Annotated in this window: 11 protein-coding genes and 1 pseudogene; 10 read left to right on the top strand and 2 right to left on the bottom strand. The window is 47.6% G+C overall.

What is annotated here, in order from left to right; all coding sequences use genetic code 11:
• Positions 1–122 precede the first annotated feature (122 nt).
• Together gltB and B0475_RS12925 are read left to right on the top strand one after the other, a co-directional pair.
• Complete coding sequence (gltB, locus tag B0475_RS12920) at positions 123–4,640, top strand: glutamate synthase large subunit (RefSeq protein ID WP_077412285.1); 4,518 nt, start codon at positions 123–125, stop codon at positions 4,638–4,640.
• Positions 4,640–6,106, top strand: coding sequence for a glutamate synthase subunit beta (locus B0475_RS12925; RefSeq protein WP_077412286.1), 1,467 nt, complete (start codon positions 4,640–4,642; stop codon positions 6,104–6,106). The genes gltB and B0475_RS12925 overlap by 1 nt, the downstream gene beginning before the upstream one ends.
• 12 nt (positions 6,107–6,118) lie before the next feature.
• Here the strand turns inward: B0475_RS12925 and hemN are convergent, their stop codons facing one another.
• The gene (gene hemN, locus B0475_RS12930) at positions 6,119–7,522 is read right to left on the bottom strand and encodes an oxygen-independent coproporphyrinogen III oxidase (protein ID WP_077412287.1); all 1,404 of its coding nucleotides are present in this window, start codon (positions 7,520–7,522) and stop codon (positions 6,119–6,121) included.
• A 155-nt stretch (positions 7,523–7,677) separates the two neighbouring features.
• Here hemN and hisC point away from each other — a divergent pair, with 155 nt between their 5' ends.
• The 5 genes and pseudogenes from hisC to B0475_RS12950 all read left to right on the top strand — a co-directional run bounded on the left by hisC (position 7,678) and on the right by B0475_RS12950 (position 12,949).
• Positions 7,678–8,811: a histidinol-phosphate transaminase gene (gene hisC, locus B0475_RS12935; RefSeq protein WP_232781886.1), complete on the top strand. Its 1,134-nt coding sequence runs from the start codon at positions 7,678–7,680 to the stop codon at positions 8,809–8,811.
• Between the two features lie 10 nt (positions 8,812–8,821).
• Positions 8,822–10,099, top strand: a pseudogene (gene aroA, locus B0475_RS18095) (3-phosphoshikimate 1-carboxyvinyltransferase); the annotation flags it as partial.
• On the top strand, positions 10,100–10,786 hold the full coding sequence (gene cmk / locus B0475_RS18100) for a (d)CMP kinase (protein ID WP_232781889.1): 687 nt from the start codon (positions 10,100–10,102) through the stop codon (positions 10,784–10,786).
• A gap of 91 nt (positions 10,787–10,877) precedes the next feature.
• Positions 10,878–12,527 (top strand): 30S ribosomal protein S1, encoded by a 1,650-nt coding sequence (gene rpsA / locus B0475_RS12945; protein WP_077412289.1) that lies wholly within the window; start codon positions 10,878–10,880, stop codon positions 12,525–12,527.
• A gap of 125 nt (positions 12,528–12,652) precedes the next feature.
• Entirely contained in the window at positions 12,653–12,949 is a 297-nt protein-coding gene (locus tag B0475_RS12950) for an integration host factor subunit beta (protein ID WP_077412363.1), read from the top strand.
• Positions 12,950–12,965: 16 nt separating this feature from the next.
• On the opposite strand, the gene B0475_RS12955 is transcribed toward B0475_RS12950, so the two are convergent.
• Positions 12,966–13,649 carry a response regulator gene (locus B0475_RS12955; protein ID WP_157892942.1) on the bottom strand — a complete coding sequence of 228 codons (684 nt, stop codon included), beginning with the start codon at positions 13,647–13,649 and terminating at the stop codon, positions 12,966–12,968.
• Between the two features lie 21 nt (positions 13,650–13,670).
• On the opposite strand from B0475_RS12955, the gene B0475_RS12960 reads away from it, so the two are divergent.
• From B0475_RS12960 to rlmD, 3 genes are read left to right on the top strand one after another with little or no spacing between them, the layout of a single operon-like run.
• Complete coding sequence (locus tag B0475_RS12960) at positions 13,671–15,656, top strand: hypothetical protein (protein WP_198538266.1); 1,986 nt, start codon at positions 13,671–13,673, stop codon at positions 15,654–15,656.
• Positions 15,657–15,715: 59 nt separating this feature from the next.
• Entirely contained in the window at positions 15,716–16,327 is a 612-nt protein-coding gene (locus B0475_RS12965) for a YdbL family protein (RefSeq protein ID WP_077412292.1), read from the top strand.
• A 12-nt stretch (positions 16,328–16,339) separates the two neighbouring features.
• Positions 16,340–17,668, top strand: coding sequence for a 23S rRNA (uracil(1939)-C(5))-methyltransferase RlmD (gene rlmD, locus B0475_RS12970; protein WP_077412293.1), 1,329 nt, complete (start codon positions 16,340–16,342; stop codon positions 17,666–17,668).
• Positions 17,669–17,701 lie beyond the last annotated feature (33 nt).

The raw sequence follows: 17,701 nt of genomic DNA on the forward strand, positions 1-17,701 counted from the left end.
CTGTTACCTAGTGCTTTGGTCTGAATTAGAGCTTGTGCTCTAATTCTTTGTGCTATTTTCAATGCTTTAGCAATCAACTCAACCCCATTTGATTGATTGTCACCACCCAGCAGGAGTGTCTCATGAAGCATCGAATTGACCCTGAATTATCTCGCAAAGGTTTGTATCGTTCAGCTTTTGAGCATGATGCCTGTGGCGCAGGTTTTATCTGCAGCCTCAACGGCGTGCAGTCGCATGACATCATTCACAAAGCCCTTAATATTCTTGACAAGCTTGAACACCGGGGGGCAGTCAGTGCTGATGGCAGAACCGGAGATGGTGCAGGAATCCTGATTGATGTTCCTCATGGCTATTTCAAACAGGAATGTCACTTCTCATTACCGCAGCCTGGTGATTACGCGGTCAGCAATGTGTTTTTGCCACCCCGCAATAACCAAATAACATATTGCATGAAACTGTTTGGGGAGCTGATTGAACAACAAGGATTATTTGTGATTGGCTGGCGTAAATTGCCGGTCGACCGCACGGTTCTTGGTGACATTGCAGCCCGCAATGAACCCCACATCAGGCAGCTCTTTGTGGGGAAACCAGATGGCATGGATGAGGTCACTTTCAAGCTGAAGTTATTTTTGGCAAGAAAGTCAACAGAACACCGTATCAGATTGTCTGGATTGTCCGATGCCGCTTATTTTTATGTCCCCAGTTTGTGTCCCAAAATCATCATTTATAAAGGACTGCTGATGCCCGGGGACATCAAAAAATATTTTTTGGAATTACAGGACCCACGAGTGGTGACCCGTCTGGCATTGGTGCATCAGCGGTTTTCCACCAATACCTTTCCTACCTGGGATCTGGCCCAGCCATTCAGGTACATCTGTCACAATGGAGAAATCAACACCCTCAAAGGCAATGTACGCAGGATGTACTCAAGGGAGGAATTAATGAATTCTCCTCAAATGGGTGAGGCTCTACAGGAAATTCTGCCTGTTGTGTTACCTGACAAGTCAGATTCTGCATCCTTGGATATGGTGGTTGAAATGTTGTTGATGTCAGGTCGGAGTTTGCCTGAGGTGATGATGCTTTTGATACCAGAAGCCTGGGAAAACAACCCACATATGCCGCCTGACAAGAAAGCCTTTTATGAATTCAATGCCTGTCTTATGGAACCCTGGGACGGTCCGGCTTCCATTCCGTTCACTGATGGTCGTTTTCTGGGAGCTGTACTGGATCGCAATGGCTTACGTCCTTCTCGTTATACGGTGACCCGTGATGGCTATGTGGTGATGTCGTCAGAAACAGGTGTGGTTGATATCAAGCCAGAAAATGTGGCCAAGCATGGTCGGTTGGAGCCAGGAAAAATGTTTTTGGTCAACATGCAGGAAGGGCGCATTGTCGAAGATGAGGAAATCAAAACCTGGGTGGTGAATAAGCACCCGTATCAGCAGTGGCTGGACCAGCATCTGGTTCATCTCAAAGACATACCCTACGCCATACAGGGTGAGGATACTGTGGCACTGGATTTACAACAACAAATGAGTATGTTCCAATACACCCGTGAAGACTTGGAGTTGATCATTCAGCCCATGGCACTGGATGCGGCAGAGCCGATAGGCTCGATGGGTTCAGATACACCCATTCCGGCGTTGTCTGGTCGGCCACAGTTGTTGTATAACTACTTTGTTCAGTTGTTTGCTCAAGTGACGAATCCACCCCTGGATGGGATTCGTGAAAAACTGGTAACAGACATCAGCCTGACCCTTGGTGCTGATCAAAATGTGATGCAACATCATCCTTTACATGCCAGGAAGCTCAAAATCAGCAACCCGGTCATTTCCAAGCGGGATCTGCAAAAAATCAAGAGCCATCAGGGATTAGGACTGACAACCCATTCAGTGGATATGGTTTACCCGGTTTCAGATGGTTTGCATGGGTTGGAGCATGCTCTTGAATCAATGGTTGATCAGGCGGCCACTGCCATTGATAAAGGCTGCAGCATCATCATATTGTCAGACCGGTCGGTGAATCAGCACCTGGCACCTATCCCTGCATTATTGGCCTGTGCACACCTGAATAATGGTCTTCACAGGCTGAATAAACGTTCCAGGTGCAGTGTCATTATTGAGTCAGCTGAGCCCCGTGAAGTGCATCATTTTGCCACACTGTTTGCTTTTGGGGCCAGCGCCATTAATCCCTATTTTGTGAATGACATCCTGGCTGATATGATTCAGCGCAAAGAATTAACAGCAGTTAATTATCAACAGGCAGTGAACCGGTATAACCAGGCCATTGGCAAAGGCTTGTTGAAGGTCATGAATAAAATTGGCATATCGACGCTGAACTCTTACCGGGGTTCGCAATTATTTGAATGCGTGGGTTTAAACAACGCCACCATCGACACCTACTTTCCAGGTACACCCGGTAGAATAGAAGGAATCGGTTTATATGACATTGAATCTCGGATCAGGACCAACCACAACACCACTTTTGGCCAGCATGAGCAGCCGCTGATTTTGTCTGTGGGTGGCGATTACCGTTGGCGAAGACAAGGTGAGCATCATCAGTTCAATCCTTTGACTGTGACAAGGCTGCAACAGGCTGTGCGCCTCAGTAGTCAGTCAATGTATGATCAGTATGCAGAAGCTGTTAATACCCAGGCTGAACAATTGATGACCATCAGAGGAATGCTGGGGTTTACTGAACTCGATCCCATCCCACTGGCTGAGGTGCAGCCCTGGACAGAAGTGGTGAAGCGTTTTAAAACAGGAGCCATGTCCTATGGTTCAATTTCAGCCGAAGCACATGAAAACCTGGCCATTGCCATGAATCGGATTGGTGGCAAGAGTAATTCAGGAGAGGGCGGTGAGCAGGAATCACGGTTTATTCAGCGTGCGAATGGTGAATGGAAAAATTCAGCCATCAAACAGGTGGCTTCAGGCCGTTTCGGGGTGACTGCCAATTACCTGACCCATGCCAGTGAAATTCAAATCAAAATGGCACAAGGTGCCAAACCAGGCGAGGGCGGGCAGTTACCAGGCAGTAAAGTGAATCCAGACATTGCCAGTACACGCAATTCAACTCCTTATGTCGGATTGATTTCACCGCCACCACATCATGATATCTACTCCATCGAAGACCTTTCGCAATTGATCTATGACTTGAAATCAGCCAATCGGGAAGCGCGCATCAATGTCAAGTTGGTATCCCAGTTGGGAGTAGGAACTGTGGCTGCCGGAGTGGCCAAAGCCAAAGCTGATGTGATTCTGATTTCTGGTCACGATGGCGGCACTGGTGCAGCACCATTGACTTCTTTGAAGCATGCGGGTTTACCCTGGGAGCTTGGCCTGGCGGAAGCACAGCAAACTTTGGTGGCAAACCAGTTACGCAGCCGGGTGACCCTGGAATGTGACGGACAGCTTAAAACCGGTCGGGATGTGGCCATTGCCTGCCTTTTGGGTGCCGAAGAATTTGGCTTTGCCACGGCTCCTCTGGTTGCTTCCGGGTGTGTGATGATGCGCGCTTGTCACCTGAATACCTGCCCTGTGGGCATTGCCACCCAAAATCCTGAATTACGAAAAAAATTCACTGGCCAACCGGAACATGTGGTCAATTTCATGTATTTTGTTGCCGAAGAGTTACGCCAGATCATGGCCTCTTTGGGCTTTCGTTCTGTGGATGAAATGGTGGGGCAGGTACACAAATTGACAGTTAAAAAATCTGTGCCACATGACAAGCACCCGGGGCTTGACCTGTCGCCAGTACTGTACCGCAGTGCCGGGTACCAGGATGCCACCAAGCATTGTACGGAGACACAAAAACACAACATTGAACAGGCCATAGATTTCACCATCATCAAACAGGCACATCTGGCCTTATTCAGAAAAGAAACCACCCGCATGTCATTTCAAATCAGCAACACCGATCGGGCTGTGGGTGCGGTGCTTAGCCATGAAATATCCAGGGTACACGGAGCTGAAGGACTGCCCGAAGACACTTTGACCATTGACTTCATCGGTTCTGCGGGACAGAGTTTTGCGGCTTTTGCCACTCATGGTCTGACCCTGACGGTCAACGGCAACACCAATGACTACCTTGCCAAAGGACTGTGTGGAGCTAAAGTCATTATTCGCGTACCGGAAGGTTCGGACTTTGTGCCCCAGGAAAACATCATTACTGGCAACGTCACCCTGTATGGTGCCACTTCAGGAGCGGTTTATATCAATGGGCAGGCTGGTGAACGATTTGCGGTGAGAAATTCAGGTGCCCAGGCGGTGGTCGAAGGCATCGGAGATCATGGATGTGAATACATGACCGGTGGAGTGGTTTTGATCTTGGGTGCTGTTGGGCGTAATTTTGCTGCCGGTATGAGTGGCGGTGTGGCATATGTGTATGACCCTCATGATTCACTGAAGGATTTGTGTGCGGCTGGAGAATTGAATTTCAATCAACTTGACCAGGCCATGGAACAACAGATCAAAGAAATGCTGGTCAAACACATGGGATACACCGACAGTCCGCTGGCCGGGATGTTGCTCGATGAATGGGCAGACCAGAGCAGACATTTCGTGCAGGTAATGCCAGAGGAATACCGGCAGGCATTGCTCAGGATGGATGAAGAAACCCAATTGATGGAGGTGGGGTAATGGGCAAAGCAGATGGATTCCTGACAGTTCGAAGGGCAACTGATCAGCTGGAATCAACCAGGCAACGGATCAGGCACTTTCATGAATTCACCAGACCATTGAGTTTGCCCCAATGGCAGGATCAGGGTGCCAGGTGTATGAATTGCGGGATTCCTTTTTGTCACAGCGGTTGTCCTTTGGGTAACCTGATTCCGGATTTTAATGATGCGGTGTATCGTGGTCAATGGCAAAAAGCCAGTGAGTTGTTGCATCAAACCAACAATTTTCCTGAGTTTACCGGCCGCTTATGTCCCGCACCTTGCGAAGAAGCCTGCGTGCTGAACATCAGTGAACAACCTGTGGCGATTGAAAACATCGAAAAAACAGTGGCTGATCAAGCCCGTGAACATGGCTGGCACAAACCTGTTCGGGGCAGTGTCAGAACGGGAAAAAAAGTGGCCATTGTTGGCTCTGGCCCTGCAGGACTGGCTGCCGCAGAACAATTGAACAGTGTTGGCCATGATGTCACGGTTTTTGAAAAAGCCGCCAAGCCCGGTGGTTTGTTGCGGTATGGTATTCCTGATTTTAAGCTGGAAAAACAGCTCATAGACAAGCGCGTTATGCTGATGGAAGCAGCCGGTGTGAAATTTGAATGTGGTTTCGAGGTAGGTCAAAAGATCTCTGCAATTGACCTGCAACAGGCATTTGATGCGGTTGTTTTGTGTGCCGGTGCCAGTCAGAAAAGAGAACTTGATGTGGTTGGCCGGCGAGCAGCTGGTGTGATGCAGGCCATGGATTATCTCTGTCACAATAACCAGGTCCTCAGTGGTGAAGTTGACTTGAAATCCTCGCACTGCGCCAAAGACAAGAAAGTCATTGTCATTGGTGGTGGTGACACCGGTTCAGATTGTGTTGGCACCGCATTGCGTCAGGGTGCCAGTTCAGTGTTGAATTTTGAAATCATGCCCAAACCACCTGCCGAACGTTCGGTGGCCGAGCCATGGCCATTCTGGCCAATGAGACTACGGACCAGCTCATCTCATCAGGAAGGAGGTGAGCGACATTGGTCGTTGGCCACTCAGTCGTTTGTCAGTGATGCCAAAGGGCGTTTAACCGGCCTGGTAACGGTTGAGGTGGAGTGGTGTAAAGATCAGGGCACATTAGCTCCTGTGATGTTGCCTGATACACAAAAAGAGTGGTCATGTGATCTGGTTTTATTGGCCATGGGGTTCAGTGGTGCGGACCAGAAACTGGCAAAATCTTTTGGCTGTGAACTATCTGCCAGACAACTGTTTATGGCCGGTGACAGCGATTATCGTCTGAATGATCATGGTTTGTTTGCTTCCGGGGATTGCCGGCGGGGACAATCACTGATCGTCTGGGCCATTTCTGAAGGTCGTGAATTGGCATATCAGGTTGATTGTTATCTCATGGGGCACTCTCATTTACCACGCAAAGGACAAGGTGATTTACCCGGTCCGGCTTGAATGACAGTCACTTCAGATCACTTTTGAAAACTGTTTTTTGGTTTGTTGATTCAGGTGGGCATCAAATACCATGCAGATGTTGCGGATCAGTAGTCGTCCCTTATCATTAACCACAATTGTGTCCGGCAGCACTTCCACCAGGCCATCGGTGATGAATGAATTGAGTTGCTGCAGTTCGTTGGAAAAATAGTCATCAAAGCAGATGTCAAAAGCGACTTCCACTTGTTGCTTATGAATCACAAAGTGGCAGGCCAGTTGTTGAATCACCATTTTTCTGAGTTGGTCATCCCTATCCAGTTGATAGCCTTTCATCACAGGAATCTGTCCCTGATCTAACTGGTGATAATAGGCATCCAGGGTTTTGACATTTTGAGAAAAGCAATGGTTGATCAGGCTGATGGCGCTGACACCCATGGCCAGTAAATCGCATTCAGCGTGGGTGGTGTAGCCCTGAAAGTTTCGCTGTAAGGTTTCTTGTTGCTGGGCTTTGGCCAGCTCGTCATCAGGTTTGGCAAAATGATCCATACCAATATAAACATAGCCTGCATCGGTCAGCACCTCAATGGTCATTTCCAGGATGCGTAGTTTTTCATCGGCTGATGGCAGATCGGCTTCATTGATGCGCTTTTGAGGCGTGAATAAATGTGGCAAGTGTGCGTAGTTGAATACCGATAGGCGATCAGGTGAAAGCTGGATGACCTGAGTCAGTGTGTCTTTGAATGATTCATGGGTTTGATGGGGCAAGCCATAGATCAAATCGATGTTGATGGATTTGGCACCTGATCGCCGACATTGCTTGATGGCCTTGGCAGTCAACTCAATGGGCTGAATGCGGTTCACCGCTTGCTGCACTTTTTTCTGCACATCCTGTACGCCCATTGAAAACCTGTTGAACCCCAGTTCTGCAAGCAGATTAATGGTTTCAGGAGCGGCTTCACGCGGATCAATTTCGATCGAGTAATCGCGCTTTTCATCGCCGATCAGGTTGAAATGTTTGGCGATCATTTTCATTAATCTGCGCATTTGTTCATGAGTCAGAAAGGTCGGTGTCCCACCACCTAAGTGCAATTGTTCGACCTCCCTGCCATCAGGGATTAATGCCGCCTGTAGTTGCATTTCCTGTTCCAGATAATCCAGATATACATCGGCTTTTTCCCGACGTTTGGTGGCAATTTTGTTGCAGGCACAGAAAAAACACAAGGTGTCACAGAAAGGGATGTGCACATACAAGGAAAGTGGTTTGTTTACTGAAGCCTCATAACAGCTGAGCAGATTTTTGCGGTGATTACCGGAATTGTACTGCTCATTGAATACCACAGCCGTGGGGTATGAGGTATACCTGGGACCGGTCAGGTTGTATTTCTGAATCAACTGTTTGTCAAATAAATTATTGCCTGATGATTGCTTTAACTGCATGTTAATACGATGATTTGTGGTGAATGATGCCCATTGTATTGATTTGCATTTTTGTTGCCTTGACATCAGTCAAGTATCAGTCCAATGAGTTGTTTTGATTTGTGCCGGCTTACCTTGAATTATGACGTGTGAATGGGCACAATAGCGGCATCTCAATGAAACACCAAAAAACCATGACCGATTTCAAAAAACTCGCTGTTCCCGGGGTCCGGCAACTGAACCCATACATTCCCGGTAAACCCATTTCAGAGCTGGAAAGGGAGCTGGGCATCGAAAACATCATCAAGCTGGCGTCCAATGAAAACCCTTTGGGGCCCAGCCCCAAAGCCATGAAAGCCATTGAAAAAGAAATGGATGAGTTGGCTTTGTACCCGGACGGTAACGGTTTTGAACTTAAAAAAGTGTTGGCTGAGAAACATCAGGTCGGCATGGATCAAATCACCCTGGGTAATGGTTCCAATGATGTGTTGGTACTGTTGGCAGAAGCGTATCTGAGTCCCGATGTTTCGGCCATGTACTCGCAGTACAGTTTTGCGGTTTATCCAATTGCCATTCAGGCCGTTGGTGCAATTCATCAGATGATTCCTGCCACAACCTGGGAAGATGAACGTCCTCTGGGATGTGATTTGCCCGCCATGAAAGCAGCCATCAATGAAAAGACGCGGATGATTTTCATTGCCAATCCGAACAATCCGACCGGCTCTTTTTTACATAAAGAAGAGCTTTATGCATTCATCAAGAGCGTGGCTGAAGATGTCATCATTGTCTTGGATGAAGCTTACCTGGAATACGCCTCACCAGAAGAGCGCGTGGATGGCAGTCTCTGGTTGGATGAATTTCCGAATTTGGTCATCACCAGAACCTTTTCAAAGGCTTATGGCCTGGCCGGATTCAGGGTTGGGTATTGTTTGTCCAATCCCGAAATTGCCAATGTCCTGAACCGCATTCGCCAACCTTTTAATGTCAATTCGCTGGCATTGGCTGCGGCCACTGCGGCCATTGGGGACGAGGCGTTTTTAGCGCGTTCCATGCAAGTTAATGCTTCAGGAATGCAAATGCTGGCTGACTGTTGTGAGCAGTTGGGTTTACGGTATGTGCCTTCGAAAGGAAACTTTTTGTTGGTTGATTTTGGACAGGATGCCATGCCAGTTTATCAAAACATGCTTGAATTGGGGATCATCACCCGCCCGGTGGCTAATTATGGTTTGACAAATTGCCTGCGCATCACCATAGGTACTGAAACAGAGATGCAACGTATGGTCAGCGTTATGGAACAGGTCTGTGGCTGAAAAACACCCGCTGGACCTGCATTCGTTGACATTCACCGGACAGCTCTCAGGTCGCTGTAAAATACCGGGCGATAAATCAATTTCACACCGTTCGGTGATCCTTGGATCTTTGGCCGAAGGGGAAACCCGGATTTCCGGTTTTCTGCGTTCAGAAGACTGCCTGGCGACGCTGAACATCATGCGGCAATTGGGTGTGAATATTGTTGAGGATGGAGATGATTTGGTTGTCACCGGCGTCGGATTGCACGGCCTTCAGCCGCCTGCTGGTCATCTGGATTGTGGCAATGCCGGTACGGCCATGCGGTTGTTATCCGGGTTGTTGGCTGCACAGCGATTCAGTAGCACACTGGTGGGTGATGAATCATTATCAGGCCGACCGATGGGGCGGGTGATAACACCATTGACTCAAATGGGTGCTCAGATCAAATCAGATGAACACACCGCACCTTTGGAATTCAGTCCGTCCATACAAATGAAAGCCATTGATTACCACAGCCCGATTGCCAGCGCCCAGGTAAAATCCGCGGTCTTATTGGCTGGACTGTATGCCGATGGTGTCACCACAGTGACAGAGCCCAATAAGTCCAGAGATCATACTGAAACCATGCTCAAAGGTTTTGGCTGTAATTTACAGGTTGACGGACTCAAAGTCAGTGTTCATGGTCAGCCACATTTACGTGGACAAGCCATCAAGGTGCCAGCTGATGTGTCATCAGCGGCATTTTTTATGGTACTGGGGTTGTGTCATCCGGATGCAGACTTGTTGTTGGAAAATGTCAACATCAATCCCACCCGGGACGGGGTGATTAAAATCCTCCAGGCCATGGGTGGTCGCCTGAGTCTGGAAAACCCCAGAACAGAAGCCGGGGAAGCCGTTGCCGATGTGCGGATCCAATCCTCACAGCTGCGGGGTATTGATATTCCTGAAGCGTTGATCCCAAGTGCCATTGATGAGTTTCCGGTGTTGTTCATTGCAGCAGCTCTGGCAAATGGTACCACCCGCCTGACGGGCGCTGAGGAGCTGCGGCATAAAGAGAGTGACCGGATAACTGTGATGATCAAAGGGCTGCAGTTGCTGGGTGTTGACTGTAAAGAATTGCCTGATGGAGCAGAGATTACCGGAGGGCCGCTACACAGTGGTATGGTTGATGGACACGGAGACCACCGTTGTGCCATGAGTTTTTTACTTGCCGGTGCATTGCGGCCGGAAGTGGATACTGTGGTCAGGGGATGTCACAACATTGACACGTCATTCCCTGAGTTTTTCACCCTCGTCGAACAATTGGGCATGCGACATCAACAGCCGGTACCGGTGGTAACCATTGATGGACCCTCAGGGGTTGGCAAAGGCACCACCAGTGCGTTACTGGCAGCCAGATTGGGGTGGCATTTACTGGATTCAGGTGCGATCTATCGTTCGCTGGCGTTAAAGGTCATGAATGATGACTTAGACCCAGCCAATGAAGCTCAACTGGCAGAAGCTGCCAAGGCATTGCGGTTGTCATTTCAGGCCGACGGTCAGCATGCCAGGATTCTGTTGGATGGACAGCAGGTCAATGATCAGCTGCGCAGTGAAGCTTGTGGTGACATGGCTTCTCAGGTGGCACCCATTGCAGCCGTGCGTCAGGCCCTGTTGCAGCGTCAAAAGGCCTTTCAGCAACCACCAGGGCTGGTGGCTGATGGCAGGGATATGGGCACTGTGGTGTTCAAAAGTGCGCCACTGAAGGTGTTTTTGACGGCCAATGCCGAAGAACGGGCAAAAAGAAGGCATAAACAATTGAAAGAGAAGGGTGTAGATGTTAAAATCCGCGACCTTTTAAGGGACATTGAAGCCCGGGATCACCGGGATTCAACCCGTAAAGTGGCACCATTGGTGCCGGCAATGGATGCCCATGTCATTGATACCAGTGACCTGAGTATCGAAGAAGTTTTGGCTCAAATCATGAATTTGGTTGGGCAACATGTGAAGGTTTGACTTTGCAGTCAGGCCTTATTATTAACGAGCATCAGGCAAGCTGATGCAGATGACTTAGGTAAACAAGTCTTTTGGTTTACCGGAATACATAATGAGTGATAATTTTGAAGCAATGCTCGAATCAGAGCTGTCCAGTAAAAACATCGTCCCAGGTACCATCGTCAAAGGTACCGTAGTAGATATCGAAAACGGCTTTGCTGTGGTTGATGCGGGACTGAAATCTGAAGGTGTGATTCCTTTGGAAGAATTTGGCAACGAAGTCGAAATCGGTGAAGTTGTTGAAGTGGCTCTGGAAAAATATGAGAATGGTTTTGGTGAAACCGTATTGTCTCGTGAAAAAGCCAAGCGCATGCTGGTTTGGGATCAATTACAAATCGCCATGGATACCGATCAAATCGTGATTGGACAGATCACTTCTAAAGTTCGAGGTGGATTCACTGTTGAGCTGAAAGACATCAGAGCATTCCTGCCTGGTTCTTTGGTAGATGTCAGACCTGTTCGCGATCCGGGTTACCTGGAAGGTAAGGATCTGGAGTTTAAAGTCATTAAACTGGATCCAAAACGCAACAATGTGGTTGTATCACGTCGTGCTGTGGTTGAGTCTGAGTACTCGGAAGACCGTGATAAATTGTTGGATTCACTGGAAGACGGCGTTATTGTTAAGGGTATTGTTAAGAACTTGACTGATTATGGCGCTTTCCTTGATTTGGGTGGTATTGATGGTCTGTTGCACATCACTGATATGTCATGGAAACGGGTCAACCATCCATCAGAAGTGGTTGAGATCGGTCAGGAACTGGAAGTTCGTGTATTGAAATTCGACAAAGAAAGTCAGCGTGTATCTCTGGGTCTGAAGCAATTGGGTGAAGATCCATGGAAAGACCTGTCCAGACGTCATCCTGTCGGTTCAAGACACTTTGGTAACGTAACCAACATCACTGACTACGGCTGTTTTGTTGAAATTGAAGACGGTATCGAAGGTTTGGTTCACGTTTCTGAAATTGATTGGACCAACAAAAACATCAATCCAGCTAAAGTGGTTCAGCCTGGTGATGAAGTTGAAGTTTGTATCCTTGAAATTGAAGAAAACAAACGACGCATCTCTCTGGGTATGAAGCAATGTAAGCCTAACCCATGGGTTATCTTCTCTGAAACAGCTCAGAAAGGTGACGTCATTGAAGGTAAAATCAAGTCCATTACTGACTTTGGTATCTTCATCGGACTGGAAGGTGGTATCGATGGTTTGGTTCACTTGTCTGACATTTCCTGGAATGAGCCTGGTGAAACTGCGATTCGCAACTTCAAGAAAGGCGATTTGGTGAAAGCCACTGTACTGGTTATTGATGCTGAAAGAGAACGTGTTTCTCTGGGTATCAAGCAACTGGCTCAGGATCCATTTGGTTCTTACGTGGCCAATAACCCCAAAGGCTCTTTGGTCACCGGTAAAGTGATTGAAGTTGACGAAAGGCAAGCCATTGTTGAACTGGATGAAGGTGTGAATGGTTTGATCAAAGCTTTTGATGTGGCCAAAGACCGCACCGACGACGTAAGTGCCGTGTTGTCTGTCGGTGATGAAGTAGAAGCGAAATTTGTTTCTATGGATCGTCGCAAAAAAATGCTGGTACTGTCCATCAAAGCCAAAGAGAGTGACGAGCTGAATGATGTGCTCAATGAGTACAAGAAAGGCAGCTCTGGAACCACCAGTCTGGGTGATTTGCTTAAAGAGCAACTGGACGATTGATCCGGACTTTTAAGTCATTGAAAGGAATCGATTTTTAACAAAATCGGTTCCTTTTTTATTTTCTCAAATAATTCGCTTTCTATTTGTGTCTGTTTCGTTATAATTAACCCACAATGAAAGATTCAATCACACGCTCTGAACTCATCAATTTGCTTGCCGCACGCTTCGAAGGCAGTGAATTATCAAAATCTGACATCAGTCTCTCTGTTCGTGAAATCATTAATCACATGAGTACCACCATTGCAAATGGTGATCGCATCGAGATCAGGGGCTTTGGTAGTTTTACCTTGCGTCAGCGTAACCCCAGAATGGGTCGCAATCCCAAAACCGGCGAGCCGGTGCCATTAGGGGCTAAATATGCGCCACACTTTAAACCCGGAAAAGATCTGAAGGAGCGGGTTAAAGACAAAGTAGGTAAATAACAGACTGAACCTTGTCTTATTCGGCGTGTAACTCGGTTTCCCTGATGACTTGTATCAGGTTCATCATTTCACTCTCCAAGTGTGCTTCATCGTGTTCATTTTCTAGACGGCTCCTGAATTGTTCGATGGCATTAACCAATCGACAGGCGGCACAAATCCTGGCTGAGCCAAGTAATTGGTGCAGGCAATCCTGTAAATCATTGTATTGAGCTTCCTCGAATAACTGTTTGATTTTAAGCGTCTGCGCTGGTAAATCATTTTTCATCAGGGTCCGTAATTTGCTGACAATATGGCTGTCCTGGTGCGAGATGCTTAATGCCAGCTGTTCATCAAACCAGGGTTGCTGATGGGTCCATTTTTTGATGAGTTGTTGCATGACTTCTGGCTTGACTGGTTTCATCAGGCCGTCAGCAAACTGAGGGTGTTGGTTGTGGTCAAACACATCGGCTGAAATGGCCACTATTGGGGTGGCTTTGCAATGGGGAATTTGTTTGATTTCGTGGGCTGCCTCAATGCCATTGAGTCCTTGCATTCTGATGTCCATCAATATCACATCAAAGGTGTTTTGCTGGCAGCATTCGACGGCTTCATAACCATTAACAGCCAGCATAACCTGATGGTGCATTTTTTGTAATGCAGACTGAAAAAAAAGACGATTGATGTGGTTGTCATCAACCACTAGAATGTATGATTTATCCATGATGATCTCAGCTGTTCCCTGATGCTTAAGAATAAAGTGTCCCATTGCCAAATGCAAGCACTGTGTCTCCGGGAGTTGAGCAGGGTGTTCGCCGTTGTGTCTGCCTTACTGTTGCTTGTTTGCCAGCATGCCTGGGCCGATGATGACTGGAAAGTGCTGGGCCTGCAAAGCATCAATGATGAACAATCTGGCGGGTTGTTCATTGAGCGATTGTACTGGCAGGGTGATCATGTGGATCAATTATTTTACCGTTGCCCGGAGCAGCTTACTGTATATCCCATACACAGCTGTGACAAGGCAGCGCTGAGCTTTGAGTATGCCGGCCAAAAGTTTCAAGTGGCCGGTAAAACGCGCTTTGATTGGTCAGATAAGCATTGGATGGCAGATGTGAAGCTGTCTGATGCCAATGTCTATTTCAAGCTGGATTCAGCTGATCCGCAGGTGTTGATGAACCTGGATAAAGTCAATCCATTGATGTTGGTGGAACGGTTTGTTGGTTTACCTGAGTGGGCCAGGTCAATTGGCATGGAATTCAGCGGGTTGGTCACTCACCATTTGCTCTCCGGTCAATCAAGTACTCAGGAAGCCAGCTTTTCTGGGCTTGATTTTGAGTATTCCACCGACATCATTGTGGCAGGACTGGGTGGAACGATCAGTGCTGAGCTGGATCAATCCGGTCAGCAAATGATCTATCAGATCACTTTGAATCAAGGTGAGATGCTGTTTGATCAACTCTATGTGAATTTCGTGGCTTATCCGGTCAGTATCCGGGGACAGTTGGCCGGTTTGTTCACAGATGAAATCACTTTTTCAACTGCCGTGAATAACCGTCAGTCGCTACAGTCTGCCGTAACCGGAGTGATCAGACAAGATGAGTTAATCATCCGGAAAGTCGACATAAAAGTGCCCGACAGTCATCATTTTAATCAGCAAATTCTGGCCAGTGTGTTGCGTATCTATGGATTTGGTCAAACAGAAATGTCTGGTGGATTTTCTCTCAGCGCAGCATTTGATCCTGCTGGTGTGCTGACAGAATGGCAGTTGTTGCTGGATGATTATTACCTGTTGAATGACAGAAGAAAATTGCAGGCCGACGCCATGACAGGCGTGGTTAACTGGGGTGCTCAACAGCCTGTTGAGCATTCTCAAATGCGCTGGCAGCAATTGGTACTGGCCGGGATGCCGGTGAATCAATCACAGGTGGAATTTATCTATCTGGCAGATCAGTTTGCTTTAAATGGTATCCATGAATTCCCTGTGTTTGATGGTTCCATACAACTCAGAGACTTTACGGCAGACGGGCTGTTGTCTGATGCCGTTGACCTCAGCCTGAAAGCAACCATAGCGCCCATTTCATTGCGTCTGATCACAGAAAAGCTGGGCTGGCCGGAAATGAGTGGCAGTATCAGCGGAGACATTCCGGGGTTGGTGAAAAGAGGTCAGGTGATCGAGTTCCTGGGTGGGTTGAATCTGGCGGTTTTCCAGGGGCAGATGAAAGTTGATAACCTGTCAATGGAGCGACTGTTTGGGGTGGCGCCAGTGATTGCAGCTGACATCAGTTTTTCAGGCTTTGATCTGGCACAGTTGACCGAAACTTTTGGGTTTGGTCGCATCACCGGATTGTTATCTGGCGAAGTAAATGGTTTACGGATCACCAACTGGAAAACCGATCGGCTGGATGCCCGGGTATATACCGTGAAAACCAAGGGCGTGAAACAAACCATCAGCCAACGTGCGATCGATAACATTTCTTCATTGGGAGGTATCAAAGGTGCTATTTCCAATACTTTTTTGCGCTTTTTTGATGATTTTCGCTATCAGAAAATCAAGCTGAGTTGTGTGTTGCACAATTCAGTTTGCCAGATTGGTGGATTGAAAAACCAGGGCAATCAATTTGTCATTGTGGAAGGTGGCGGCATACCCAAGATCAACATCGTCGGCTTTGTCAGGTCAATCAACTGGGAAGAATTCATTGACCGGTTGCTCAATGCAAATTATGGCAATTGATTCAGACTTCATTAAGCACCTCATTGTATAATTCAACTAATTAAAACCAGGTAATAAGCATGAAAAAATGGAGCCGTTCAATGACGCTGTTTTCCTTTGTTTGGATTTCAGCCTGTGTCACCATTAATGTGTATTTTCCAGCTGCAGAAGTTGAGTCTGCCGCCAAAGAATTTGTTGGTGATGTACTGAAAGGTGATGGCAGTGAACAACCTGCAAAAGATGATCAGTCGGCTTTGTTTGACGGACATGATATTCGCCTGATGGCTCACCAACTCAATCCCCTGAATTGGTTCATAGGTCAGGCCCATGCACAGTCAGCAGACATCACCCTGTCGTCACCAGCGATCAATGCCCTGAAAGAAAAAATGAAATCCCGGTTCAGCCTTTCATTGCAGGGATATCTGAATCAAAATGTTGTTGGATTCACCAATGATGGTTTTGTTGAAGTGGTTGACGCAAGCAATCTGCCATTGCGTGACAGGCAAACTGTCAAAGCCGTTGTGGCCGATGAAAATCGCGATCGCACGGCTTTGTATCGGGAGGTGGCCATTGCCAACGATCACCCTGAGTGGGAAGAACAAATTCGTCAGGCCTTTGTCAAGCAATGGATCGCTCAGGCCAATAGTGGCTGGATGTACCAAAACCAATCCGGTCAATGGGTTAAGAAATAGGATCTGAAACACATGGGAAGAAGATACCGGGGTAAATTGCCCAAAGAACCCATCGAAATGTTCATCGAAGACCTGAGTCACGATGGCAGGGGTGTGGCGAAATGGAATGACAAGGTGGTGTTTGTGCAGAATGCATTGCCAGGTGAACGGGTGATGGCCACCCTGAACCGCAAAACACGCAACTACAATGAAGCATTGGCTACTGAAGTTCTTGAGTCATCGGCAGACCGGGTTGAGCCGCGATGTGAATTTTATACGACCTGTAACGGCTGTTCGATGATGCACCTCAAAGAAGAACGGCAGATTGATTTTAAGTTCAACACCCTGAAAAGTAATTTTCACAAGATTGCTCATGTGGAACCAGCTGCCTGGCTTGAGCCATTGACTGACTCACACTGGCACTATCGCAGACGGGCGAGGTTAAGTGTTAAATGGGTTGCACCAAAAGAAAAAGTCCTGGTGGGTTTTCGGGAAAAAAATGGCCGTTTTGTTGCCAACATGGATCATTGTCATGTATTGGAACCCGTATTGGCTGAGCTCATTAAGCCCTTGCAGGCATTGTTCCTGAAGATGGACATCAAAGCCTTCATTCCTCAGGTTGAATGTTCAGTTGGCGAACACGCTGTTTCATTGATCATCCGGCACATGAAGCCGTTGGTGGGTAATGACCTGGCTCTGCTCAGGGATTTTGCCAATGACCATCAATTACACATATTTTTACAGTCCAAAGGGCCGGATACTGTGGTTCCGCTCGAACCCTATGAACAGTCATTGAATTTCAGGCTGAATGAATATGGCTTGAATTATGAATTTTTGCCGAATGATTTTATTCAAGTGAACAGCCGCATGAATGAAAAGATGATCAAGCAGGCACTTCAAGCCATGGACATCAACGAAAACGATGTGATTCTGGATTTATTTTGTGGCCTGGGCAATTTCACCTTGCCAATGGCTCAACAAGCTGCCAGTGTGGTGGGTGTTGAAGGTGATCAGAAGCTGGTTGAACGGGCTCGTCACAATGCCTCATTGAATGACTTGAACAATGCCGCCTTTCATGTGGCAGACCTGACCAAAGACCACTTGAACAGCAGTTGGTTTAACCAGCCATACAGTAAAGTACTTATCGATCCGCCGCGCAGTGGCGCATGGGAGATTTTGCCTCTGGTGGCACAAACATCGGCAACAACCCTGGTCTATGTATCCTGCCATCCGGCGAGCCTGGCGAGGGATGCCGAAAGGCTGGTGAATGAATTCGGTTTTAAATGCACCAAAGCCGGAGTTATGGACATGTTTCCCCACACCTCACATGTGGAATCTATGGCTATTTTTACCCGGCAATGAAGGTCTGTGGTGTGTGCTAAAATAATCACATGA

Origin of the sequence: Marinicella sediminis, assembly GCF_002000055.1 — a bacterium.
Lineage (GTDB): Bacteria > Pseudomonadota > Gammaproteobacteria > Xanthomonadales > Marinicellaceae > Marinicella > Marinicella sediminis.